Origin of the sequence: Limnobaculum zhutongyuii, from assembly GCF_004295645.1 — a bacterium.
GTDB classification, from domain to species: Bacteria; Pseudomonadota; Gammaproteobacteria; order Enterobacterales; family Enterobacteriaceae; genus Limnobaculum; species Limnobaculum zhutongyuii.
Map to the genome: position 1 here is coordinate 3,176,418 of NZ_CP034752.1, position 23,580 is coordinate 3,199,997.

Below are 23,580 nucleotides of genomic sequence, written 5' to 3' on the forward strand. Positions count from 1 at the left end.
CAAATAAAAAAAACCAGCATTTATGCTGGTTTTTTGTTATCTGAATTTACTTGCCTGACTAACCGTGATTAGTGGCTATTGCCCCAGGGAATGATAGGCACAGTACTCAACGCATTTTTAGGCGAACCATCGACCACTTTATCGGAATAGACCAGATACACCAGCGTGTTGCGTTTGTTATCGTAAAAGCGAACCACCTGCATACTCTTGAAGATTATCGAAGTACGCTTACGGAATACCTCTTCGCCATCTGCTTTACGATTTTTAATCCGATCGGTGAGGGTGATAGGCCCCACTTGAATACAGGAAAGTGCGCCATCAGCGGTATCTTCCGCCAGCCCCAGTCCACCTTTTATACCTCCGGTCTTTGCCCGACTCAGATAACAAGTCACATTTTGAACATCGGGATCGTCAAAAGCTTCAATGACAATTTTATGGTCAGGCCCCAATAATTTAAATACCGTATCAACAGAGCCAATCTCTTCTGACTGAGCACAGACCGACCAAAACAGTGTGGCAGAGCAAAGTGCTAAAATGGCCTTCTTCATTAGCTATCTCCAGTGAACATCCATTAATTACTATATTAATGCAATTATGGTCGGTCGGTACACAACTAAAGCCCAGTTGCAACCTGATAAACCATAGCTATAAACTTATGTCAAATAGACGTGGAACAGAACATTTAAAAATTGTTATGATGCAGGGGATATGTTGTGATATAGCACAGTAATACCTTGTTTCACGCTAAAGATTGCGCCAGTATCCTTCACCTGTTAAAAAATATTTTTTGTGATGCAGTGTTTAAAACTAACTATAAAGTGTTATAAGTCAGTATGACTACGCCAATTCTGTAGATAATGCGCCCAATTAATGAGGAAGTTTTTTTATGGATCAAGCCAGTATTATCCACGATCTTCTAGACTGGCTAGAAAATCATTTAGATCAACCATTATCTCTGGATAATGTTGCCGCAAAGTCAGGCTATTCTAAATGGCACCTACAAAGAATGTTCAAAGAAGTTACCGGGCAAGCTATTGGTTCTTATATTCGCGCTCGCCGTTTATCTAAAGCTGCCGTAGCTTTAAGATTAACGGCCAGGCCAATTTTGGATGTGGCGCTACAGTACCGTTTTGACTCCCAACAAACTTTTACCCGAGCGTTCAAAAAGCAATTTGCTCAAACGCCGGCATTCTATCGTCGCTCAGACTCATGGAGCGCTATTGGTATGTGTCCGCCAATTAAGTTATCCGGCAACAATTTAGTACCCGTAGAGTATGTTGTTCAGGAAGAGAAACAGCTGGTGGGAATGACTCAGAGCTATACCTGTACTCTGGAAGAACTATCTCGTTCCAAAACGGCAATTCGGACACAGTTCTGGACTCAATATTTGGGTCATGGCCTGACAGACGTTCCGCCTATCCTGTATGGCCTTAACCACACCCGGCCGAGTCAGGAAAAAGATGATGAGCAGGAAGTGTTCTATACCACCGCCATTGAACCTGAACATGCTCCACCAGGCGTTGAAGGCCATGAAATTATCCTTCAGGGAGGCGAATACGCCCTGTTCCGCTATAACGGACCGCCAGATGGATTACAACAGTTTGTCATGACGCTCTACGGAACCTGCCTGCCGCTTCTGAAGCTGACGCGCCGTAAAGGTTATGATATTGAAATATTCCATCCTAAAGGCGTCAAAGTCGGTGACAGTGCCCCTGCGGTAATTTCGGGTGAATATATGATTCCGATCCAGCGTTAACGCTGGATCTCATCCAGTGCATCTGCCGTGAGGTGCTGAGTATCTCCGGCAAATTCCACGATCCATCCCGGCGCCAGCCATGGGCTGTTTTGGCTCTCTACTAAAGAAAGAGAGCAATTACGCAAGCGTAAGCGACGTTCTGCATAAGGCGGCAGTCCCAGCACATTTCCCAACAGGCTACCTAACGCAATACCGTGGCTAACCAGAATCGGACGGCTGCCTTCAGGTAACTTTTTACAGTCTTCTAATGCGGCTCGCATGCGGGTTGAGAGTTCGGTTAGTGATTCCCCTTGAGGAATTCGACCATTTGGCGTGCCGTTAAGAATCAGCATACGCTGCTGTTCTTCTTCCGGCGTGAGAGAATCGACGCGGCGCTGTTCCAGAACACCCATGTTCAACTCGCGTAAACGGGAATCAAAGGTAGGTTCAATACGGCAATATTCAGCCAGCAGTTGGGCGGTTTGGCGAGTGCGTCCCAAATCACTGGCAATGATATGAGTGATACCCATATTCTTTAAGCGTTTACCAGCCTGACAGGCCTGCAATTCACCTAAAGAGGTTAATTTACTGTCCGTTTGCCCCTGAATTCTGCGAGCAACATTCCATTCTGTTTCACCATGTCGAATTAAGTATACCTGTGTCATGCCTGTTATCCGTTATACTGTGGAAATTGTTTTCTTACTACCTTGATTTAATTCTATGTATCATGTGATTGCAGCAACCACTAACCCCGCTAAGATCAATGCCATTAGCGAGGCATTCACCGAACTGTTTGGCCCTGATAGCTGTCGAATCGAGAGCGTTGAAGTCAACAGCGGAGTCCCTAATCAACCAATGGGCGATAAAGAAACCCGTACCGGCGCCCGTCATCGGGTCATGTCTGCCCGTCAGGTCAGACCGGAAGCTGACTTCTGGATTGGTATCGAAGCCGGAATCGATGATGATATGACATTTGCCTGAATTGTCATTGAAAATAATCAGTGTCGTGGTGAAGCGCGTTCAGCCAGCCTGACGCTACCTCCAGTGATCCTGAAAAGCCTGTATGAAGGTAAAGAGCTGGGTGATGAAATGGCTCAATTAACCGGGATCAGCAATATTAAACAACAAGGTGGGGCAATTGGCCTGTTTACTGAAGGCCGACTTTCCCGAACCAGCGTCTATCAACAGGCTCTTTTGCTGGCTTTTGTACCCTTTCATAACGATATTTATCAGATACATGATAAATAAGTCAGGCTCAAAGTCAGTTTATTTATCAATGTCTTTAAGCAATGTCTCTTCCAGCCAGGTTCTGAATTCAGGTCTGGCCATTTTTAAACTGTTTGAACCACGGGTAATGGTAGCAATACCTGCACCCAGTTCACTCTTCAGCTCCCTCTGACTCATTTCACCACGCATAAGTTCCTGAATGATCCTTACGCGAGTGCCCAGAGCTTCTCGCTCATCTGGCGTCATTAATAGCTGTAGCAGGTCGAGCTGATATTCATCGGCAAAAGATTTCTGTAACAGAGTGACAAAATCTTGCCACTCTTGCTGTTGATTTGATGCTGACATGAGGTTTTCTCCGGCTGATGAACTATCTTGCTAGTACGATAGCATAAGCCGGAGAAAAATGCAGAGATAAACATCTTATCAATAGCTACGTTTCCACTCTGAGTCAGTCATAACTATCGTTGGCTGGCTCATAAAGCTACGGTAGAACAAATCATAAGCCAATACGTTTTTCACATAGCCACGGGTTTCATTAAACGGGATGCTTTCCACAAACGCCACCGCATCCAGACGCCCGGCACTGTTATTTAGCCAGCTATTAACCCGACTTGGGCCCGCGTTGTATGCCGCGGCAGCCAGAATACGGTTTTTGCCAAACATCTGATAAGTATGTTCCAGATAGGTTGTTCCCAACTGGATATTGGTTTCAGGATCGAGCAACTGACTGACATTATTATAACTAATAGCGCTATTACGCTGTGCAGTCTGCTTCGCCGTGGCTGGCATCAGTTGCATTAACCCACGCGCACCTACCGGTGACTGAGCCTGTGGATTCCAGGCGCTTTCCTGACGAGCAATCGCCATAGCGAAGGACACGGTAATATCTTTATCGTTGGTTGAAGTTTTAAACATACTTGGATAAGCCAGCGGGAAACGCTCTTCAATATGGTCCCACAGTTTAGCGACAATAGTTGCCTGAACGCTAAGGTCCGCCCAGCCTTGCTCAAAAGCGTATCGGGCTAACGCTTCCTGTTGCTGTTTTGGTAAACTCTCCACCAGATTACGCCACTCAGAGCGAGCCAGATTATCCTGATTCCAGTACATCAACTCACGTACCCGATTAACTTCAGCACGTTGGGTTAACGACTTGGTTGGTTTAACTGCGTTCTCTACCCTGACCGGATAATGTACATTCAGGCGTTGGGCCGCAACCATCGGATAGAAACCGCGATTGCTCATTAAGTCACGCAGAATAGTCTGCCCTTCACTCTTCTTGCCTTTAGTGATTAGGCTATCGGCAAGCCAGTAGCGCCACTCATCTTTTGCCGCATATTCAGCTGGCAAGCGGGTAATCCACTGAGCGACACCATTTTGGTCACCATTACTCAATGCCAGGCGGATACGGCGTTCAATTAAGTCACCATCGGTGCTACGAGCCACTGCGGCATCGCGCCAGCTGGCTTGCTCGCTGGTGACATTATTATTCATCAGGCGAATAGCGATGCTGCTTTCCAGCGCCTGCTTATCCTGCTGACTCATTTTTTGCGCGCTGGCGATTTGCGGTAACATCGCCCGCGCCCTTTCCACATCTTTACGGGCCGCTTTTGCGAAGGCTAAACGCGTCTCTTCCCGGGTAAAATCGGTTGGTGAAAACTCACGGGCAAATGCATCTACGCTTAATGGATCTTTTTGTAACCGACTGAGCCCATCCCCGATGCTTTTATAGCTGGCAGGTAACTGTGAAATCAGGGCGTTAACTAATGAAGTGTTATCCTCTTCACTGGCTAAGCGAATACGCTCCAGTGTGACCAATGCCGTTTGATGACCGGCATTACGCCATTCGCCAAACAGTTTGTCACAGGAAGAAGGTAATGATTTACCGCTCAACCAAATCGTTTTGGCCTCATCAAAAGCCTGCTGGCGATTACCTGTCGCCCACTGGGCATAGTGGAAATTACAGCGAGCCGCGATAGAAGATGGCGCTTCTGCGGTAAAACTAACAATACCGTTCCAGTCCTGACGACGGGCCAGTTCATTAATAAAGTTATTTTTCAGATTGCGCGAAAGCGGCAATGCAGGGTAACGCGTTACAAACTGCCCGGCTTGTTTAACGCTTAAAGCGGTTAAATCCTGAGTCAGTTGGCGATATTCCAGATAGGGATAAAGTGGATAGCTGCTTAGCGTAGGCATCAGGCGAGAAACCTCATCCATCTGGTTACTGTCCCATGCCATTTTCACTTGCTGATAGCGTTCGCGCTGGGCACCGAGAGAATCAGCCCATGCATTCTGAGCCGTTACGGCCACCATTAGCCCCGCTACAAATGTACTTTTCTTGATTAAGCTGCGCCAATTTTCCGTCACAAACATCCTCACTTTTCCTGTCATTAAGCTATAAATATTAGCCTGCTTCAGAGCCAACTTATTTCGCATCACACCCAATAACCACACCACGATCATCACACCAATAATAGTATAGCGTTATCATGCCGACGCCGAAAAACAGGGCTCTGAAAAAATTAATCAGATAAAAACATCATATCAATGATGAACAATTAAACTTTACCATTGCTGGCGATAGCATCTCTTTTAAAATTGCCAGAGAGCGTAATTTTATTCAGACAATCAATTGGCCGTTTGATTCCCTCAAAAAGGCCAGATAACAAAAAACCCTCCGAAGAGGGTTTATATCGTACAGCAGATTAGAAATCTTATAACCGTTGTATAGTTAATTGGTTTTCACCGATTGTCAGCCCTAAACGCTTATTGGAATGATGCTGGGCAATACACAATTCACCAAACAGATCGACATGATATCCCAGCCCTTCAACCAGGCTCATCAACTCGTTTCTTTTAGCGATCATACCCTGCATATAATCCCCCCATACTTCGAACAAAATAGGAGGATAACCAGATTCTGATAGCCAGTTTTTTGCCCCGGAAATAACTTCAAGTTCCAGACCTTCTACATCTATTTTAATTAAATGAGCTTTTGGCAGATTGAGACTATCTAAGGTAGCAATACGTACTTTCTCTGAGCGAGTTTCCGGAGAAATAACAAATTGTTGTTCTATCCGAATTTCCGGATTTAAAGACAGCGCGCCCAGATTATGTGAACGATGAGGATCTAACTGAGGAACATCTATTTCACCGTTATAATCACCAACCGCCATATTATTTGCATAACAATTAGATAAATCATTAATTAGATAATTGGCACACAGTTGATAAAACACCTGACGCTGTGGCTCAAAAGAATAAATTCGACCATCAACTTTCTTGACATGCTGCCCCATTGGTACTGACCACGCACCTAAATTTGCGCCAACATCAACCAAAACCGGATTTTGAATTCTTTCAATTAATAGCTGTGCAATATCAAGGCAAGCCTGTTCCCATACTTTGCCTTTGCGCAGATGGGCACTAATCATGTCCGGACCGTTGGATAGTAAATAATTAGATTCACCGACTTTATATAATCCGTGAGTTATTTTCTTTTCCTGGGTCGATTTCTTTTTATTCATGGGACATCCTTGTAAGGTGGCATTGCAAACGCTGAAAAATAAGGTATATATAATGCCTACAAGCGAAGCTAAGTCAATGTATTATATCTAAACACATCAATATAAAACTCATTGAGGTATTAAAAAACAACCGGTTAGAATTAAATGATAGAAAAGAAATTTTTATTATTTAATAAATTAATTAACTCATTGGAATAACAAGAAAACAAACAGCTACGCACTAAAATCACACCAGAAAACTTTAAAAAATCAGAACAGATATCCTCAATCTGTCGCCTGATTTCAGATGAAACCGTGTCAAACCTCACTTTGTTGCAACATTACGCGCAGATAACTGGGATAGCGCGATGAAAAGGGCTAAACTACGCCATCATAATATCCGTCGGCTAAAATACTGTTATCGCAGTCGATGGTTATCAACTGGGCTGGTCCAACAGATATCGCAGCACGAAGGGATATAGCTCGGTGATTATGTTGTATAGCGTTTACGGATAATCAAAAAACCCAGTAATTAAGAGGCTTATAATACAGTGGCACAATACGTCTACACGATGCATCGGGTTGGGAAAGTCGTTCCCCCGAAAAGGCATATTCTGAAAAATATTTCTCTCAGTTTCTTTCCCGGCGCCAAGATTGGTGTACTGGGTTTAAACGGCGCCGGTAAATCAACCCTATTACGCATTATGGCGGGTATTGATACCGATATTGAAGGTGAAGCACGTCCACAGCCGGGTATCAAGATTGGTTATTTACCGCAGGAACCGAAGCTAAATCCAGATCAAACCGTGCGCGAAGCGGTAGAAGAAGCGGTTAGCGAAGTGAAAAATGCGCTAACCCGTTTAGATGAAATCTATGCCGCCTATGCTGAACCCGATGCTGATTTTGACAAGCTGGCAAAACAGCAGGGTGAGATGGAAGCGATTATTCAATCTCACGATGGTCATAACCTCGATAACCAATTGGAACGTGCGGCTGATGCTCTGCGTTTACCGCCCTGGGATGCCAAAGTAGAGCACCTGTCCGGGGGTGAACGTCGCCGTGTAGCACTGTGTCGTCTGCTGCTGGAAAAACCAGATATGCTGCTGCTCGACGAACCAACTAACCACCTTGATGCCGAATCTGTTGCCTGGCTGGAACGCTTCCTCCACGACTATGAAGGTACCGTGGTTGCGATTACCCATGACCGTTACTTCCTGGATAACGTTGCCGGTTGGATCCTTGAACTTGACCGTGGTGAAGGTATTCCATGGGAAGGTAACTACTCTTCGTGGCTGGAACAAAAAGATAAGCGACTGGAACAAGAAGCCTCTTCTGAAGCCGCTCGTCGTAAGTCGATTGAAAAAGAATTGGAATGGGTTCGTCAGAATCCTAAAGGTCGTCAGGCCAAGAGCAAGGCGCGTCTTGCTCGCTTTGACGAACTGAACAACGTTGAGTATCAAAAACGTAATGAAACCAGCGAACTGTTCATTCCACCGGGTCCTCGCATTGGTGATAAAGTGTTGGAAGTCAGTAATCTGACCAAATCCTATGGCGACCGTATGCTGATTGACGATCTGTCTTTCGCGATTCCGAAGGGTGCTATCGTCGGTATCATCGGTCCTAACGGTGCCGGTAAATCCACCCTGTTCCGTATGATTTCACAGCAAGAGCAGCCTGACAGCGGGTCCATTATTCTGGGTGAAACCGTGAAGCTGGCTTCTGTGGATCAGTTCCGCGACAGTATGGACAACAGCAAGACCGTATGGGAAGAAGTTTCCGGTGGTCTGGATATCATGAAGATTGGTAACTTTGAATTACCAAGTCGCGCTTATGTAGGCCGCTTCAACTTTAAAGGTACCGATCAGGGCAAGCGCGTTGGCGAACTGTCCGGTGGTGAACGTGGTCGTCTGCATCTGGCTAAACTATTGCAGGTTGGCGGCAACATGTTACTGCTCGATGAACCGACCAACGACCTGGATATTGAAACCCTGCGTGCGTTAGAAAACGCCCTGTTGGAGTTCCCAGGTTGTGCGATGGTTATTTCCCATGACCGCTGGTTCCTTGACCGTATTGCCACTCATATTCTGGACTACGGCGATGAAGGTAAAGTTGAGTTCTTCGAAGGTAACTTTACTGAATACGAAGAGTGGAAGAAACGCACCATGGGGGCTGAAGCTCTGGAACCACATCGTATTAAGTATAAGAAGATCGCCAAGTAGTTCTGGTCTATTCTTATTGTAAGTGTTGTTGATAGGGCCCCGGAATGGGGCTTTATCAATAGAATTGTTGGATATTCCGGCCGTAAGAGCAAAATAGTTATATTGCCATTGTGCTCGGCCGGTAAACAATTCGTACTTAGCACCAGAGCGCGTCGGGCCTAGGCTGCCTACGGGCACTTCGTTGGCTTACGCCAAGTCGACCCCCACGGCACCCTCTCCCTCCGATTAATTTCCGTCAGTTCTCTAATAAATTTATTAATACTATCCGGAGCCACTATGCCAAAAACCGTCTTAATACTTGGAGCCAGTGGGCTTATTGGTAGCCTGTTACTTCGTATGCTGGAATCCGATTCCCGTATTGCCCGCATTTATGCGCCAAGTCGCCGTCCGCTATCGGGAGTTGCTTCAAAGGTGGTGAATTCGGTTGGTGATGATTTACAGGCACTATTGGATGGGCTGACAGAACCGGTTGATATGGCTTTTTGTTGCCTTGGCAGCACGATAAAAACGGCTGGCAGTCGTGAGGCCTTTCACTTTAGTGATGTAACTTTGCCGGTACATGGCGGCAAAACCGCTCTGCGGTTGGGGGCGACTCACTATCTGGTGGTCAGCGCAATCGGTGCCAATGCTAAATCATGGTTCTTCTATAATCGAACCAAAGGTGAAATGGAACAGAGTCTGATGGCTCAACACTGGCCTCATTTAACCATTGCCCGTCCCTCAATGTTACTTGGCGATCGACCAACTCCACGAGCAAATGAGCTGATTGCGGCCCCAATATTTAAACTATTTCCCGGAAAGTGGAAATCAATTCAGGCAAGTGATGTCGCTAAAGTTCTCTGGATGCGAGCTTTTGCTCCTGCTTCAACGGCTATTGAAATCATTCAGTCTGATAAATTGCGAGAAAAAGCGGCGGAAAATCAGATTTAGCGTTTTGCTTTTGGTCCCGTGGCATATTCGGCTACCAGAGGATGAGACATCACCGCTTCAACAAAGCGTTCCAGCGCGGGCATATTTAATGTGCGATTAGGATAAACCAGATAAAGCTCGTTTCCTTCCGCGCGCCACTCCTCCAGCACCGGTTGTAATAATCCCTGCTTAACCACTTCTGTCGCCAGAAATGACGGCAGAAACGTGATGCCAGCACCCGCTATCGCGCACTGACGGGCGTACAGTAAATTGTCAGTCACATGATGTGCCGTCTGCAGCCAGCGATAGGTTTCATCCCCCTTTCGCAACCAACACTCTGACCAGGCTCGGTGAGTAATACAGCGATGTTGTTGCAGCTGACTGGGGTGAGTGACTGGCTCCGCCTGTGATAAATATTGCGGCGAAGCCAGCAAATAACGGGGATACAGGCCAAGAAAGCGGCCAATTAGCGTAGAGTCCTGCGGTTTTCCGGTGCGGATACCCATATCAAATCCCGCCCCGACCAGATCGGTTACCGTATCTGAAACATAAACTTCTATCGATACCTCAGGGTAACGCAACTGAAAATCGGTCACGATAGGCGCTAACAGCGTTACCGCCAGCCCTGCCGGTGCAGTGATTCTCACTCTGCCACTGGGCGATGCCTTCAACATTTGCAGCGACTGACTGGCTCGTTCCGATGCTTGTATCATCTCCTGACAGTGAACCAGATAGCGCTCTCCGGCAAAGGTTAGGCTTAACTGTCGGGTAGTTCTCATCAGCAAACGCAATCCCAGTTGCTGCTCCAGATGACTGATTCGCTGACTGACGCTCGATTTCGGCAGCCCTGCTCGTTTAGCTGCGGCGGTAAAACTACCGGTTTCCACTACCAGAGTAAATAACGCCATATCCTGCAATTGTTTAAACACTATTGTTCACCATAGATAAACAGTTTGTTTGTCAAATTTCATCTTATCACTTTTTATTTGTACCGCTAGACTGAATGCCAATTACTATCCTGAAAGGAATATCCCATGTCCAAATATGCTATCGCTGTCGATCCGGCAAACCCGCAACAATTTATTCAGATTCCGGTGCCTGAAGCGACTCCGGGCGAGTTTGATCTGCTGGTTGAAGTCAAAGCGATTGCCATGAACCCGGTAGATACTAAAGTTCATGCCGGTTTGAAGAAAAATGGTTTACCGCAACCTCGCATTCTGGGCTGGGATGCGACGGGTATCGTCGTCGCGGTTGGTCCTAAAGCGACGGGTTTTGCTCCAGGTGACGAAGTCTGGTATGCCGGAGATATCACCCGCTCAGGCAGCAATACTACCCATCAACTGATTGATTCTCGTATTGTCGGCCATAAACCAAAATCTCTGAATTGGGTAGAGTCTGCTGCGATCCCGCTTACCGCACTAACCGCATGGGAAGGTCTGTTTGAACATCTGAAAATTCAGGATGCCGACAGTGATAAGACCCTGTTGATTATTGGCGGTGCCGGTGGCGTTGGTTCATTAGCCATTCCGCTGGCAGCGTTACGCAGCAAAGTACGCATTATTGCGACCGCTTCCCGACCTGAGTCAGCTAAATGGTGTCTGGAACGTGGTGCCGATCTGACCGTTGATTACCGCAATCTGCAAGAGAACCTGTTAAAGCACGATATTAAGCAGGTTGACTATATTTTCTGTCTGAACGATACCGATGGCCACTGGAAATCCATGAGTGAAGTTATCGCGCCGTTTGGTCATATTTGCTCAATCGTAGAAAGCGCCCAGCCGCTGGAACAATCACTGATTCGTTCTAAAGGTGTTGCCCTGCACTGGGAACTGATGTTTACCCGCAGTATGTACCAAACACCAGATATGGCGGAGCAGGGTCGTATTCTGCAGCAGGTAGCCAATATGATTGATAAAGGCTATCTGAAAGGTACCTTGAATACTACGTTACATGGCCTTAGCGTAGAGACAATCACTCAAGCTCATGCGAAGCAGTTGGAAGGTCATATGACGGGTAAGATAGCGATTGAGTTTTAGTTTGTTGTTGAGTATTTGATGAATCAGCATTGATGGATATTCCGGCCGTAATAGCAAAGTGTTCATATTATCTTTGTGCTCGGCCGGAAGACCATCTGTACTTGGCTGAGGAGCCTGTCGGGCCTACCTTTCCTGGGGGGCGGTTAGCCTGTAAAGCTGTCCCGACGATTGACTATTTTTTAATTTGATCAAGACATCCCGAATACATCTTTCTTCGCGTCATTCACACTAATTACTAATTCTATCAATCTATTATCTCCATATATTTTCTGGTTTTCGCTGGAATAATTCCTGCCTGCATCAATAAACCACCATAGTCAGATGGTATAATCAGGTTCTGATTTGGCTTAGCGGGATGCGTTAATGGACGACAAATTCGACGTCATCATTATCGGTGGTGGGATTGCTGGCTGTACCAGTGCGTTATTACTGGCTCGGGCAGGAGTGAATGTCTTGCTGCTGGAGCGCGCGGAGCAGGCCGGAGGCAAGAATATCTCCGGAGGTCGCCTTTATAGTTATAGTCTTGAAACCATTCTGCCTGGGTTTGCTCAATCAGCGCCCGTTGAACGACAGATCGCTCAGGAAAAACTTAGCCTGCTGACCCATGAATCCAGTGTCACTATGGATTATCGTCACCCTGAATTTGCTCAGGATGCCACTTCCTATTCGGTGCTGCGAGCCCGTTTTGATCCCTGGTTAATGGAACAGGCTCAAAATGCGGGAGCTCAATGTTTAACCGGCGTTCAGGTAGATGCCCTGATTCAGGAAAATGGCGCTGTTTGTGGCATTCAGATCGGTGAAGACCGACTGGATGCACGCGTAGTTGTTCTGGCTGAAGGGGCTAACTCCCTGTTGGCGGAACAACATCAGTTAGTTAAAAAACCTCAGCCCCATACTATGGGAATTGGCGTTAAAGAGGTGTTGGCCCTTCCCCAATCTCGTCTTGAAGAACGTTTTTCACTGGAAAATAATCAGGGTACCGCCTGGCTGTTCGCTGGTGAAGCTATCGCAGGAAAAGCCGGCGGTGGTTTTTTATATACCAATCGCGATACGCTCTCCCTAGGATTAGTCTGTAATTTGTCAGTTGTGAGCAACGGAAAAAACACCTTGCCGCAGATGCTGGAAAATTTTAAACAACATCCGCTGCTGCGCCCGTTGCTGAAAGAGACTGAACTATTGGAATATGGTGCACACCTGATTCCTGAAGGGGGAATCAATGCACTTAACCCGCCGTTTGGTGCTGGCTACCTGATTGCCGGTGATGCCGCCGGATTTTGTGTAAACGCGGGTCACACTGTTCGGGGCATGGATCTGGCAGTTATCAGTGCACAGGCCGTGGCAAATACTCTGACAGTCGCGCTACAAAAGGATGACTTCAGCACAACATCGCTGGCGACTTACCAAGCCCATCTGGAAAACAGCACCCTCTGGGCAGTGTTAAAACAGTACCGCTCACTACCTGATACCCTGTTACAAAATCCGCGCTATTTTGCCGAATATCCGCAAATGACCAGTGATATTTTACGTGAGCTGTTTGAAATTAATCGCCATCCTGCACCACCTCTGCGCAGCATTTTGTGGAAACATGCCCGCCGGGCGGGCCTGATAACGCTGTTTAAAGATTTAATCAGAGGAGCACGCAGCCTGTGAAAACAGAAGTGAAACTCAGTAAAAATCATTATGTCATTGATGAAAACCAGCCCCATATTATTCCTGCGGATCATCCGGATCGACAAATATTACGGCAACTGGTTAACGTCTGCCCTGCAGGCCTTTATCAGCTCAATCCGGATGGCAGTCTGAGCTTTGATTATCATGGCTGTCTGGAGTGTGGCAGTTGTCGGTTACTGTGTGATGAAAAGACGCTGGCGCGCTGGCGCTACCCCGCTGCTGGTTACGGAGTAACCTTTCGGTTTGGCTAATACGGGATATGTGAAGTGCCGCAGGGAGGCCGATTCGCGGTTATGCTACCCTGCGCCGATACTTTTTACCGTACCCTGAACGGTAGTCAAAAATAATAAAAGCCAAGCGGAGATCTTGCCTGTGTCCATACTGCAGTTATTGAAACAACATCCCGTTATTGCTGCGGTAAAAGATACGGAAAGTCTGAATACCGCTCTGGCGTCCGACTGTAAGATTATCTCTATCCTGTATGGCAATATCTGTAATATTGGCACCATTGTTCAGCGTATCAAAAAAGCAGATAAGTACGCCTTTATTCACGTCGACCTGTTAGACGGAACCTCTAATAAAGAGATCGTAATTAACTTTTTAAAGCTGGTGACTGCCGCTGACGGTATTATCAGTACCAAAGCGTCAATGATTAAGGCAGCGAAAGCTCAGGGATTTTACGGTATTCATCGTATATTTCTGCTGGACTCCATCTCATTCCACAATATTGATAAGCAGGTAGCCCAGTCCAATCCTGACTGTATAGAGATTCTGCCAGGCTGTATGCCTAAAGTGCTGGGATGGGTAGCGGAACAGATCGATTTACCGATTATTGCAGGTGGGTTAGTTTGCGATCACGAAGATGCCACCAATGCGTTAAATGCAGGTGCCAGCGCAGTTTCCACCACTAATACCGGCGTCTGGCAACTGAAGTTCTGATGTTGTAATGGCTATCAGAGATGAATTTTTATCCGGGATAGTCGTTCAAGTTGATGATTAATAACTAATGCCTCAGGGAAATGGACTTCCCTCAGCAGCGCTTTCGCCTGACTAAATTCACCCACATCGTAATAAATATGGCTATCACTACCGACAATCACTGATGTTTGATGCTGTTTACACAATTCCAGCATTTCGATGGCTAACTCTCTGGGGCGTTCTCGTCCGGCATTGGCGCGTAACGTAGCATTATTCAACTCTAACGCAACCTGATGCTGTTTAGCTAAAGGTACCACTTCAGCAAAATCGATTGGATAAACGCCATCATTGGGATGACCGATGATATTCACTCGTGGATGGCGAATAGCGCCACATATTGCCTGAGTATTCTGCAACCTGCTTCCCGGAGCCAAATTCTGTTGATGTAGACTGGCGATAACATAGTCCAGCCGGGCCAGATCTTGCTCTTCAACATCAATGTTTCCCTGATAGTCGACAATATTAGCCTCAACGCCTTTTAGCAGTCGAATGCCCAGCATGTAGGGGGTAAATACCTTAAAGTTACGCAGATAATAAGGAATTGCCGGGGCTGGAGGTACACAAGAGTGATCGGAAATACCCATCACCAGTAACCCTCGTTCTCTGGCCTGTTCCAGATTTTCTTTCAGAGTGCTGTAGGCATGACCGCTGGCAATAGTATGAGTATGCAGATCCATCAACAAACTCACGGAACACCCCGGATATTTGACTGCTGAACACAGGCTACCAGCGCTTCTAATACTGCATTCATATCATCAATAATTCCCACATCGGCCTGCGAGAAAATAGCCGCATCCGGATCGGTATTAATGGCCACAATCAATTTACTATGGCGGATCCCCACCGAGAAAGCAGCCGCGCCGGATACCCCCGCGGTAATACATACTTCTGGTGCCACCAGAGCACCAGACATCCCTAACATGGTCGACATACTGCTCCAGGCATTCATCGCCACCGGGCGACTAACCCCAAGCTGGGCACCCAACGCCTGGGCAATTTCATTCAGCCGCTGAACATTTTGGCTATTTCCAGCACCCTGCCCGATGGCCAGTACCCTTTCGGCCCGATTAAGCAGCGGTTGTTGTTCCGGTATGCTTATCTGATGCTCTGCCAGCCATGTCGGCGCTTCAACTTCGGTCAATATCAGTTGCTGCTCAATACTCTGATAATCCCGGGTTGACGCTGCTGCAGAGCCCTGACGAGCCACCGCCAGACAACAGGGCGTTGCCTGTAGCGTTAAGGTTGCCAACATATTGTTGCCATACACAGATTTTTCCACCTGACAGCCGTTTTCATTCATCTGTCCGCTAATCACCCCCAGACAGGAAGCGCCATTCAGACGAAAAGCCAGGCGAGTCGCCAGTTCATTTCCCAACGAACAGCCAGAAAACAACAATAATTCTGCCGGATAAATTTGGTGAACCCGTTCCAGCAGCGGCAACACCAAATCTGCCAGCAGCAATTCAGGACTTTTTAACCACTGAATCTGCGTAATCGGGCAATCAAACTGCGGTAAACCATCAGGCTGACTGTTTCGGTGAAACAGCCATAATGCTACTTCAGAAGCGGCCAGATGACTCTGCTGTAAAAACCGATTGATCTCCTGAGCCTGTTGTAAAAAGGAAGGAGAATCTGCATCAAGAATTAATGCTATTTTCATCAGCCTAATCTCCCTTGCAGATAGTCATGGTACAGCCGTCGGGCTTTCTCCTGTGGAGTTCCGCCGGTAATGATCACACCAGCTCGCCGGTTTTGCTGACGCGTAAGCTTAGTGAGCTGTTTATCATTTTTCTGCTGTAATTCCTGTGGAGCCAACCCAAGATCGTCCAGCGAATAACGGTGAATACTATTTTTAGCACCGGCCAGCTTCTGCTTCAACGTAGGCACCCGCAATGCGCTGGCCTGAGTTGAATTACCTACCGCCAATACCGCCGGTGTATTAATGGTTAGCGTTTGTTGCTCATCTTCCGTTTGTCTAATCACTATTACCTGTTTGCTCTCTCGGATAACCCGAAAGTCACAAACCTGAGTGATGCAAGGCCAGTTCAATAGTTCCGCCAACAGCATCGCCGTTTGCATGTTATGGCCTTCGCTACTCTGCATACCTAAAACTATCAGGGATTGCTGTTCTATCTGTTGGTGATAGGCCTGCATCACCTTAGCTATTGCCAGAGGATTAAAACGCAGGTCAATCGATGCAGTTGGATCGATTCTGATCGCGGATTGAAAACCCAGTGCATATATCTGCTTCAGATAGTGTTCACTACGGCTCTCACCAATAGTCAGGGCACTTAAATTGAGCTCTCCCTCTTGCCAGACAGCCCTGTCGCGTACCATCAACATCAGCTCTGCGGCACTCTCATCAAAACAGTTCAACATGGTTTGAGTAAAGCTGACATCAATGTGCAGACTATCGTCAGCCTGCCAGTCCTTTTCTGCCATCATGCTTAAATCAGGCGAAGCTTTAAAACCCAGCAAAATCTTCACAGTCGGCCCTCCTCTCCTGTTGTGGCACTTTTTTCACTGTTGATGCCCCCACCAGCGTCAGATTTTTTGTTTCCGGTGCCCAAAGTACCGACACCCACAACCCTACCAGCAATACCGCCACTAAAATCAACATGGTGTACTGAATTCCCAGTGCCAGTATGGCGACAGGCAGCAATCCGGTGCTGATAGCTGAACCTAAACGGCTCATTGAGGTGGCAAAACCCACCCCCAATGAACGAATGTCGGTTGGAAAACTTTCTGCCGGAAACTCCCCCACCAAATTACTCACTGCTGAAATGGTCAGAGTAAAAATAGCGAACAGTAACAGCATCATGCCGGTTTGTGAGGAAGGAACAAATGCCAGGGTCATCAGACTTAGCATCAGGATCACAAATGCCGTAATCAAAAATCCCCGACGGGAGCAGAATTGAGTAAATCCTATGCCTAATAGTGCTCCTACGATCAATAAGCCATTTAGCATCAGGTCGGTGGCGAAGCTCTCGGTTAATCCCAGAGCACGCAACATCGAAGGCAGATAGGTATAAATAGCAAAATACGGGATCACCAGACAGACAAAAAACAGACTGTTAAATGCAGTTCTGCGCCAGTAGCGAGGGGAAAACAGGGTACGCAGATGACGGGCAGTTTCGACCGGAATCTCATCGTTTAACACGACGTTTGGACCAAAGCAGCGCTTTACGATTTCATGAGCTTCATCGATGCGGCCTTTGCGCATCAGCCAGCGCGGGGATTCCGGTGTCCCCCAGCGTAAAATCATAATACACAGCGCCGGTATGGATGCCGATGCCAGTAACCAACGCCAGGCATCCGGTCCCGCATCCGTCATCCAGTGGCCCATAAAGCTGGCAGAAACATAGCCCACCGTCCAGATAACGCTAAAGGAGCCAAGCAGTAACCCACGGTGTTTGCGTGGGGAGAATTCCGCCAGCATGGTATGGCCTACGGAGTAATCTCCTCCCAGGCCAACGCCTACCAGTACCCGTAGCCAAAATAACTGCTCGGGAGAAGAGGCAAAAAACTGTAAAAATGACGCCAGCGTAATAATCACAAAGCTGAAGGTGAATATCTTCTGGCGTCCAATATGATCGGAGATCCATCCGAGGATCAGACTACCAAGAAACAGGCCAAATAATGCCGAGCTACCTATCATTCCTTGCCAGAAGGGAGACAGCCCCATTTGAGGACTAATTTGCGTCAGCGCAAAGCCAATTACGCCCAGCACATAACCATCGGTTAAATGTGCACCAAAGGTCAGGCCTGCAATTTTAATATGAAAACGGTTTAAGGGAATATCATCCATGCGGACAGGAGAAGGGGTAGGAGGTGTCGCTATTGTTCTGTTGGCTATTAACATAATTGTTCTCATTCAGCAGTAACGACCATTCGCAGTCCTTATATAAAAACCGGGCCGTCTGTAACAGACGGCCCCGGTCAGAGACGCATTAACTTTCAATTGGATAGATGGTACCAATATTCATAATACCGTTCGGGTCATACACCTCTTTCAACGCTTTCAGTATGTAGTAAGCTGAACCATGTTCATCTTTAGTCCAGTGCACACGATGCTTACCAATACCGTGATGGTGCACCATTGAGCCACCCAGCTTAATGGTTTCCTCCACAATGATTTTATTCAATGGGTTATGGTACTTATCAATCTCTTCCTGCGGTGAGCAATCCACCACGTTGTAGTCATACACAAAGTACATATTGGTACCATTGATATAGCTGTGAGAAGAGTGACCGCCAAGCATAGTGATATCGTCCGCATGTGGGAATTCATTACGAATGCGGTGAATCACATTTTCATAAATTTTATTGATTGAACGCCAGTCTCCAGAGACTTCAGTAGTGAAGCCCATGTTTTTGGTCTTCATGATTTGTACCCGCTCAGCGGCGACTTTATCCGGTCCCCAGTTAAGGTTATTAAACCAGGTTTCAATCAGTTTACTGTCTACCCGCTGACAACCCGGATGACGGGCTACAATGGCTTCGATTCCGTTACCCGTGGCGCGGGCAATCTCTTTGGCCCCTTCTGCCATAAAGATCAGTACACACTTACCGTCAGCAAAATGGGTAAAGTGTTGAGAACCATCTTCCGCATCATACAAACGCGCAATAGACGGGCGATACCCTTCAACCATCACTTCACGCAGAATATCAAAGCCGGTCTTCATGTTGTCCAGAATATAGCCATAGAACAGGTTGTTTTCCGGCATATATTTGAAGATTTTGACTGTAACTTCAGTGATATAACACAATGCACCTTCGTTACCAATAATCACATGGCGAATATCCGGTCCGGCGGCACGACGCGGTACGTTTTTAATTCGGGTAACGGTACCGTCAGGGAATACCGCTTCAAGGCCCACCACCATATCTTCAATAGCACCGTACAGCGTTGAGAACTGACCGATACTGCGGGTGGCGACTAATCCCCCCATTTGCGCCAATGGTTTAGACTGCGGTGAATGTCCGGTGGTATATCCCTTAGCACGCAGTTTATTCTCCAATACTTCCAGCGCAACGCCGCACTGAGCGGTAGCCTGCATGTTCTCAATATCAATATTGATAACCTGATTTAACTCAGAACCATCCAGAACCACGGAGTTCTCTACAACAGTTTCCAGGCCGCCTTCAGTGGCAGAAGAACCGGTACGCGGTACACAGTTGATATGGTTTTCATTCAGGAATGCCAGCACCTCTGAAACCTGCTGAGTATTGGCTAACTTCACTACCGCAGCCGGTAGCGGTAACGTGAAGATACCGTGGATATCGGCATATTTTCTGAAACGGTCAATACTGTTTTTCTGCAGCACCTTTTCATCGGTAATGACTCGTTCGGAGCCTACGATCTGTTTTAGCTTCTCAACAATAGCTTCTCTTGTCAGCGACATGATTAATCCTTCCTGCTTTCAGTACATTTTTATGGCATGTCTTATGCCATGGCGGTGGAGAACAAATAACTTAAACATCAACATTTCGACTTAACGCACCAGATAGCCACCATCAACCACCAGCAAATGACCATTAACATAGTCAGAAGCACGGCTGGCTAAATAGACCATCGCCCCATCAGATCCTGAGTTTCACCCCAGCGATTTGCCGGAATATGGTCAAGAACGCGTTTGTTAGTTTCAGGGTTTTTACGGGTTTCAGTGGTGATATCGGTGGCGTAATAGCCCGGAGCAATCCCGTTAACCTGAATGTTGTACTGGCCTAATTCATCACAATAAGCCTTGGTGAAACCGGCCAGTGCGTGTTTGGTGGCGGAATAAGCCGGTGACCACTGTCCACCCAGATAGGAGAACAGCGAACAGATATTGATAATCTTGCCGTGGCGCTGAGGAATCATCACTTTCGCCGCTTCATAGCTGAGTTCAAATGCGGCAGTCAGGTTGATATCTATCATTGGGTCCCAGTCTGCACGACCAAAATCCAGTACTTTATTCAACTTACAAATACCGGCGTTATTCACGACGATATCCACCGAGCCAAAGTACTCCAAACACTGGGCAATCACTTTAGCCGGCGCGCCTTTTTCGGTGATATCCACCTGCATAAACTCAACCTTCACCCCCTGCTTCTCAATCATTTCGCGGGTTTCTCCCTTATCCATGATGAAGCTTGGAATAAACAGATTGGCACCCGCTTTAGCCAGCGCCATGGCAAACGCCTGGCCCAGACCGCTGTTGCCGCCGGTAACAATCGCCGTTTTGCCTTTGAGTGAGAAAAAATCCAGAGAAAATTCATCCAACGCATTCAGTGACATGGTGTAACCCCTTTGATTCCTGATTAAAACGCAAAAAAAAAGAGAAAAGTAACTTCCCGCTTAATGCGGGGAGCTTACTTTTCTCTTTTTTTTTGCCCTAAAATCAATGTTCCATAACTGAGATAACACCATGCAAAATAATAATTTTCGCCGTTGGTTAACGCTGGCGATTATCAGTATCAGCGGCGGCGTCAGTTTTGATTTGGCTTACCTGAGATATATTTATCAAATCCCTATGGCAAAATTTATGGGATTTACCAATACAGAAATCGGCTTCATCATGAGTACCTTTGGTATTGCCGCCATTATTCTTTACGCCCCCAGCGGAGTGGTTGCCGATAAGTTCTCCCATCGAAAAATGATGACCTTCGCCATGATAGCGACCGGTTTACTTGGCTTTCTGATGTCTGTTTACCCGCCATTCTGGGTGATGATTCTGATTCAGGTGGCTTTTGCTATTACCACTATTCTGATGTTGTGGTCTGTTTCCATCAAAGCCGCTTCACTGCTTGGTAATCATGAAGAGCAGGGAAAAATCATGGGCTGGATGGAGGGTCTGCGCGGCGTGGGCGTCATGCTACTGGCGGTATTTACCATGTGGGTATTTTCGCTGTTTATGCCGGAAGATCCAAACAGCCTGAAATCGGTGATTCTGATCTACAGCGGAGTTTATATTCTGCTCGGTATCCTGTGCTGGTTCTTTGTCAGCGATGGTTATACCTCACGCACAGAAAGTGACAGTGAGAAAAAAGATAAACCTGCCTTTAAACTGAGCGACATCCTGTCAGTATTGAAAATCAGCACGACCTGGTATTGCAGTATGATTATCTTTGGCGTGTATACCATCTACGCCATTCTTAGTTACTCCACCAACTATCTGACTGAAATGTATGGTATGACGCTGGTGGCTGCCAGCTATATGGGAATTGTGATCAACAAAATTTTCCGTGCCATGTGCGGTCCTTTAGGTGGATTAGTAACCACTTACAGCCGCTTCAAATCCCCTACCAGAGTCATTCAGTTTCTGGCCGTAATCAGCGTTATCACCCTCTGTGCGCTGTTGTTTACCAATCAAAATCCGGGCTCTGTCGTTGTTGGTATTGGCCTGATTCTGCTGTTGGCTTTTGCCTGCTACGCTTCTCGCGGTCTCTACTTTGCCTGTATTGGCGAGGCTCGCACGCCAAAATATATTATGGGAACCACTGTCGGTATCTGCTCAGTAATTGGTTTCTTACCTGATGTTTTTGTCTACCCGATTGTCGGTTACTGGCAAGACTCTCTGCCCCCTGCGGAAGCCTATCGCAACATGTGGTTGATGGGACTGGGGGCTACCTGTCTGGTCATTGTGTTTACTTTCCTGTTGTTTAACAACATGAAGCGCGCCAGCCAGCAGGCTGCAATACCAAGCCCGATAACTGAATAACGCCATTTGAACATTATTGTTTTAATCACGAGGTTAAGAAATGAGTGACAAATATTTGATGGGTGTCGACGTTGGAACCCAAAGTGCCAAAGTGGTGATATTCGACCTTCAGGGTAATGTGGTTAGCGAAGGAAAACAGGCGCTGCGCAAAATGGATATTCCCGCACCTTTACTGGCTGAACATCCGGATGACGACCTTTGGGACTCCTTAAAACTGGCCTTTCAACGGGCTATGACAGAATTCTCTCAGGCAGGCCGAAAAGCTGAAGATATTCTGGTAATGGGTGTGTGTATTATTCGCTGTTGTCGGGTGTTGCTAAAAGAGAATGGCGAACTGGCCTATCCGGTCATTAACTGGATGGATAAGCGCTTAAACAAACCCTATGAGTACATTGATGCCTATAAAGGGGTACGTTATGTCACCACGACCTCTGGCTATATTACCCATCGCCTGACGGGAGAATTTAAGGATACCTGCGCCAACTACATTGGCTGGTGGCCAATGGATAACGATACGCTGGACTGGAGTACCGATCCTGCAGTCTGGAAGAGCTGTAATCTGGCGCGAGAAAACGTACTGGATGTGGTGAAGCCGGGAGAAATTCTGGGTTATGTATCTGAACTGGCGGCAAAACAAATTGGCGTACCGGCGGGTATTCCGGTGGTTGCTACCGCCCATGATAAAGCGGTTGAAGCATTAGGCGCTGGCTCACTGGATGAGGGCGTAGCCCTGATTTCTCTGGGTACTTATATCGGTGCCATGGTTCATGGTCATGCCAATGTTAAAGACGCTCAGAATTTCTGGCCGTTCCAGGCTTCCATTCCCGGACGCTATCTGTATGAGTGCATGGGGGTTCGCCGTGGGATGTGGACTATCAGTTGGTTCCGCGATCAGTTTGGCGAATCTGCTCTGGCAGATGCCGATGAAACCGGCGTCAGCATTGAAGAACTGCTCAATATGGAAGCCTCAAAAGTCCCTGCCGGTTGCGAGGGTTTGCTCACTATTCACGACTGGGCACCGCCATCAGAAGCCGAATTCCGTAAAGGTGTCATGATGGGTTTTGATGGCCGCCATACCCGCGCCCATATGTATCGCTCGGTACTGGAAGGCATTGCCTTCACTATGAAAAATCATATGGATAAGATGGCCAAAGAGCTTAATACGCCATTCAAACACCTAATCATCTCCGGCGGTGGTGCCAACAGCGATCTGTTTATGCAAATCTTCGCTGATGTATTTGGTATTCCAACCAGCCGAAACGTGATGAAAGGCTCCGCCTCGGTAGGATGCGCCATTAACGCCGGCATGGCTGTAGGTGCCTTTGACAGCTACGAACAGGCAACGCAGAAACTGGTGCGCACAGGGGATAAGTTTATGCCTGATATGGAAAATCACCGTTTCTACAATGAGCTCAATGGCGAAGTCTACAAGCAGGTAAACCAATACTTCGACCCGCTCTTGAAGAAGTTAAGTCCGCTGGTGGATTACGCCTGACCTAATAAATAAGAAGGGGCGCTTTGCGCCCCTTGGAACTGCTAATCAGCCTAATAAATCAGCAACTATACATATTCCGACCGTAAAAACACGGTGCTTATATC

Annotated in this window: 20 protein-coding genes and 2 pseudogenes; 10 read left to right on the plus strand and 12 right to left on the minus strand. The window is 47.1% G+C overall.

Features of this window, described 5'->3' with window-relative positions; translation table 11 throughout:
- Positions 1 to 68 precede the first annotated feature (68 nt).
- On the minus strand, positions 69 to 548 hold the full coding sequence (gene creA, locus EKN56_RS14280) for a protein CreA (protein WP_130592400.1): 480 nt from the start codon (positions 546 to 548) through the stop codon (positions 69 to 71).
- 338 nt (positions 549 to 886) lie between these two features.
- Here creA and robA point away from each other — a divergent pair, with 338 nt between their 5' ends.
- The gene (gene robA / locus EKN56_RS14285) at positions 887 to 1,756 is read left to right on the plus strand and encodes an MDR efflux pump AcrAB transcriptional activator RobA (RefSeq protein WP_130592401.1); all 870 of its coding nucleotides are present in this window, start codon (positions 887 to 889) and stop codon (positions 1,754 to 1,756) included.
- On the opposite strand, the gene gpmB is transcribed toward robA, so the two are convergent.
- Positions 1,753 to 2,400 carry a 2,3-diphosphoglycerate-dependent phosphoglycerate mutase GpmB gene (gene gpmB / locus EKN56_RS14290; protein ID WP_130592402.1) on the minus strand — a complete coding sequence of 216 codons (648 nt, stop codon included), beginning with the start codon at positions 2,398 to 2,400 and terminating at the stop codon, positions 1,753 to 1,755. The genes robA and gpmB overlap by 4 nt on opposite strands.
- A 55-nt stretch (positions 2,401 to 2,455) precedes the next feature.
- On the opposite strand from gpmB, the pseudogene yjjX reads away from it, so the two are divergent.
- Positions 2,456 to 2,983: pseudogene (gene yjjX, locus EKN56_RS14295) on the plus strand (inosine/xanthosine triphosphatase).
- A gap of 18 nt (positions 2,984 to 3,001) precedes the next feature.
- On the opposite strand, the gene trpR reads toward yjjX, so the two are convergent.
- The 3 genes from trpR to EKN56_RS14310 form a co-directional block, all read right to left on the minus strand.
- Complete coding sequence (gene trpR, locus EKN56_RS14300) at positions 3,002 to 3,307, minus strand: trp operon repressor (protein ID WP_130592403.1); 306 nt, start codon at positions 3,305 to 3,307, stop codon at positions 3,002 to 3,004.
- A gap of 78 nt (positions 3,308 to 3,385) precedes the next feature.
- The gene (gene sltY, locus EKN56_RS14305) at positions 3,386 to 5,332 is read right to left on the minus strand and encodes a murein transglycosylase (protein ID WP_142665265.1); all 1,947 of its coding nucleotides are present in this window, start codon (positions 5,330 to 5,332) and stop codon (positions 3,386 to 3,388) included.
- A gap of 341 nt (positions 5,333 to 5,673) precedes the next feature.
- Positions 5,674 to 6,486: an FkbM family methyltransferase gene (locus tag EKN56_RS14310; protein ID WP_130592404.1), complete on the minus strand. Its 813-nt coding sequence runs from the start codon at positions 6,484 to 6,486 to the stop codon at positions 5,674 to 5,676.
- Positions 6,487 to 7,016: 530 nt separating this feature from the next.
- On the opposite strand from EKN56_RS14310, the gene ettA reads away from it, so the two are divergent.
- Complete coding sequence (ettA, locus tag EKN56_RS14315) at positions 7,017 to 8,684, plus strand: energy-dependent translational throttle protein EttA (RefSeq protein ID WP_130592405.1); 1,668 nt, start codon at positions 7,017 to 7,019, stop codon at positions 8,682 to 8,684.
- 276 nt (positions 8,685 to 8,960) lie between these two features.
- On the plus strand, positions 8,961 to 9,614 hold the full coding sequence (locus EKN56_RS14320) for a Rossmann-fold NAD(P)-binding domain-containing protein (RefSeq protein ID WP_130592406.1): 654 nt from the start codon (positions 8,961 to 8,963) through the stop codon (positions 9,612 to 9,614).
- Here the strand turns inward: EKN56_RS14320 and EKN56_RS14325 are convergent.
- Positions 9,611 to 10,522: a LysR family transcriptional regulator gene (locus EKN56_RS14325; protein ID WP_130592407.1), complete on the minus strand. Its 912-nt coding sequence runs from the start codon at positions 10,520 to 10,522 to the stop codon at positions 9,611 to 9,613. The genes EKN56_RS14320 and EKN56_RS14325 overlap by 4 nt on opposite strands.
- 105 nt (positions 10,523 to 10,627) lie before the next feature.
- Between EKN56_RS14325 and EKN56_RS14330 the strand changes: the two genes are divergently transcribed.
- The 4 genes from EKN56_RS14330 (at position 10,628) to EKN56_RS14345 (ending at position 14,239) form a co-directional block, all read left to right on the plus strand.
- Positions 10,628 to 11,629: a zinc-binding alcohol dehydrogenase family protein gene (locus EKN56_RS14330; RefSeq protein ID WP_130592408.1), complete on the plus strand. Its 1,002-nt coding sequence runs from the start codon at positions 10,628 to 10,630 to the stop codon at positions 11,627 to 11,629.
- A 363-nt stretch (positions 11,630 to 11,992) separates the two neighbouring features.
- Positions 11,993 to 13,279: an FAD-dependent oxidoreductase gene (locus EKN56_RS14335; RefSeq protein WP_130592409.1), complete on the plus strand. Its 1,287-nt coding sequence runs from the start codon at positions 11,993 to 11,995 to the stop codon at positions 13,277 to 13,279.
- A complete protein-coding gene (locus EKN56_RS14340) occupies positions 13,276 to 13,551 on the plus strand; it encodes a ferredoxin family protein (protein ID WP_407656488.1) in 276 nt (91 codons plus the stop codon). The genes EKN56_RS14335 and EKN56_RS14340 overlap by 4 nt, the downstream gene beginning before the upstream one ends.
- Positions 13,552 to 13,672: 121 nt before the next feature.
- A complete protein-coding gene (locus EKN56_RS14345) occupies positions 13,673 to 14,239 on the plus strand; it encodes a glycerol-3-phosphate responsive antiterminator (RefSeq protein ID WP_130592410.1) in 567 nt (188 codons plus the stop codon).
- Between the two features lie 14 nt (positions 14,240 to 14,253).
- Here the strand turns inward: EKN56_RS14345 and EKN56_RS14350 are convergent, their stop codons facing one another.
- The 6 genes and pseudogenes from EKN56_RS14350 to EKN56_RS14375 all read right to left on the minus strand — a co-directional run bounded on the left by EKN56_RS14350 (position 14,254) and on the right by EKN56_RS14375 (position 20,558).
- Entirely contained in the window at positions 14,254 to 14,967 is a 714-nt protein-coding gene (locus tag EKN56_RS14350) for a phosphatase (protein ID WP_130592411.1), read from the minus strand.
- On the minus strand, positions 14,964 to 15,938 hold the full coding sequence (locus EKN56_RS14355; protein ID WP_130592412.1) for an electron transfer flavoprotein subunit alpha/FixB family protein: 975 nt from the start codon (positions 15,936 to 15,938) through the stop codon (positions 14,964 to 14,966). The genes EKN56_RS14350 and EKN56_RS14355 overlap by 4 nt, the downstream gene beginning before the upstream one ends.
- Positions 15,938 to 16,765: an electron transfer flavoprotein subunit beta/FixA family protein gene (locus tag EKN56_RS14360; protein ID WP_130592413.1), complete on the minus strand. Its 828-nt coding sequence runs from the start codon at positions 16,763 to 16,765 to the stop codon at positions 15,938 to 15,940. The genes EKN56_RS14355 and EKN56_RS14360 overlap by 1 nt, the downstream gene beginning before the upstream one ends.
- Positions 16,743 to 18,119, minus strand: a complete 1,377-nt coding sequence (locus tag EKN56_RS14365; RefSeq protein WP_407656557.1) for an MFS transporter — start codon at positions 18,117 to 18,119, stop codon at positions 16,743 to 16,745. Before EKN56_RS14365 ends, EKN56_RS14360 begins: the two co-directional genes overlap by 23 nt.
- A 109-nt stretch (positions 18,120 to 18,228) precedes the next feature.
- Entirely contained in the window at positions 18,229 to 19,683 is a 1,455-nt protein-coding gene (locus EKN56_RS14370; RefSeq protein ID WP_130592414.1) for an FAD-binding oxidoreductase, read from the minus strand.
- A gap of 90 nt (positions 19,684 to 19,773) precedes the next feature.
- A pseudogene (locus tag EKN56_RS14375) lies at positions 19,774 to 20,558 on the minus strand (SDR family oxidoreductase).
- 130 nt (positions 20,559 to 20,688) lie between these two features.
- Here EKN56_RS14375 and EKN56_RS14380 point away from each other — a divergent pair.
- Together EKN56_RS14380 and EKN56_RS14385 are read left to right on the plus strand one after the other, a co-directional pair.
- Positions 20,689 to 21,981, plus strand: a complete 1,293-nt coding sequence (locus EKN56_RS14380) for an MFS transporter (RefSeq protein WP_130592415.1) — start codon at positions 20,689 to 20,691, stop codon at positions 21,979 to 21,981.
- A 40-nt stretch (positions 21,982 to 22,021) separates the two neighbouring features.
- A complete protein-coding gene (locus EKN56_RS14385; protein ID WP_130592416.1) occupies positions 22,022 to 23,476 on the plus strand; it encodes an FGGY-family carbohydrate kinase in 1,455 nt (484 codons plus the stop codon).
- Positions 23,477 to 23,580: the final 104 nt, after the last annotated feature.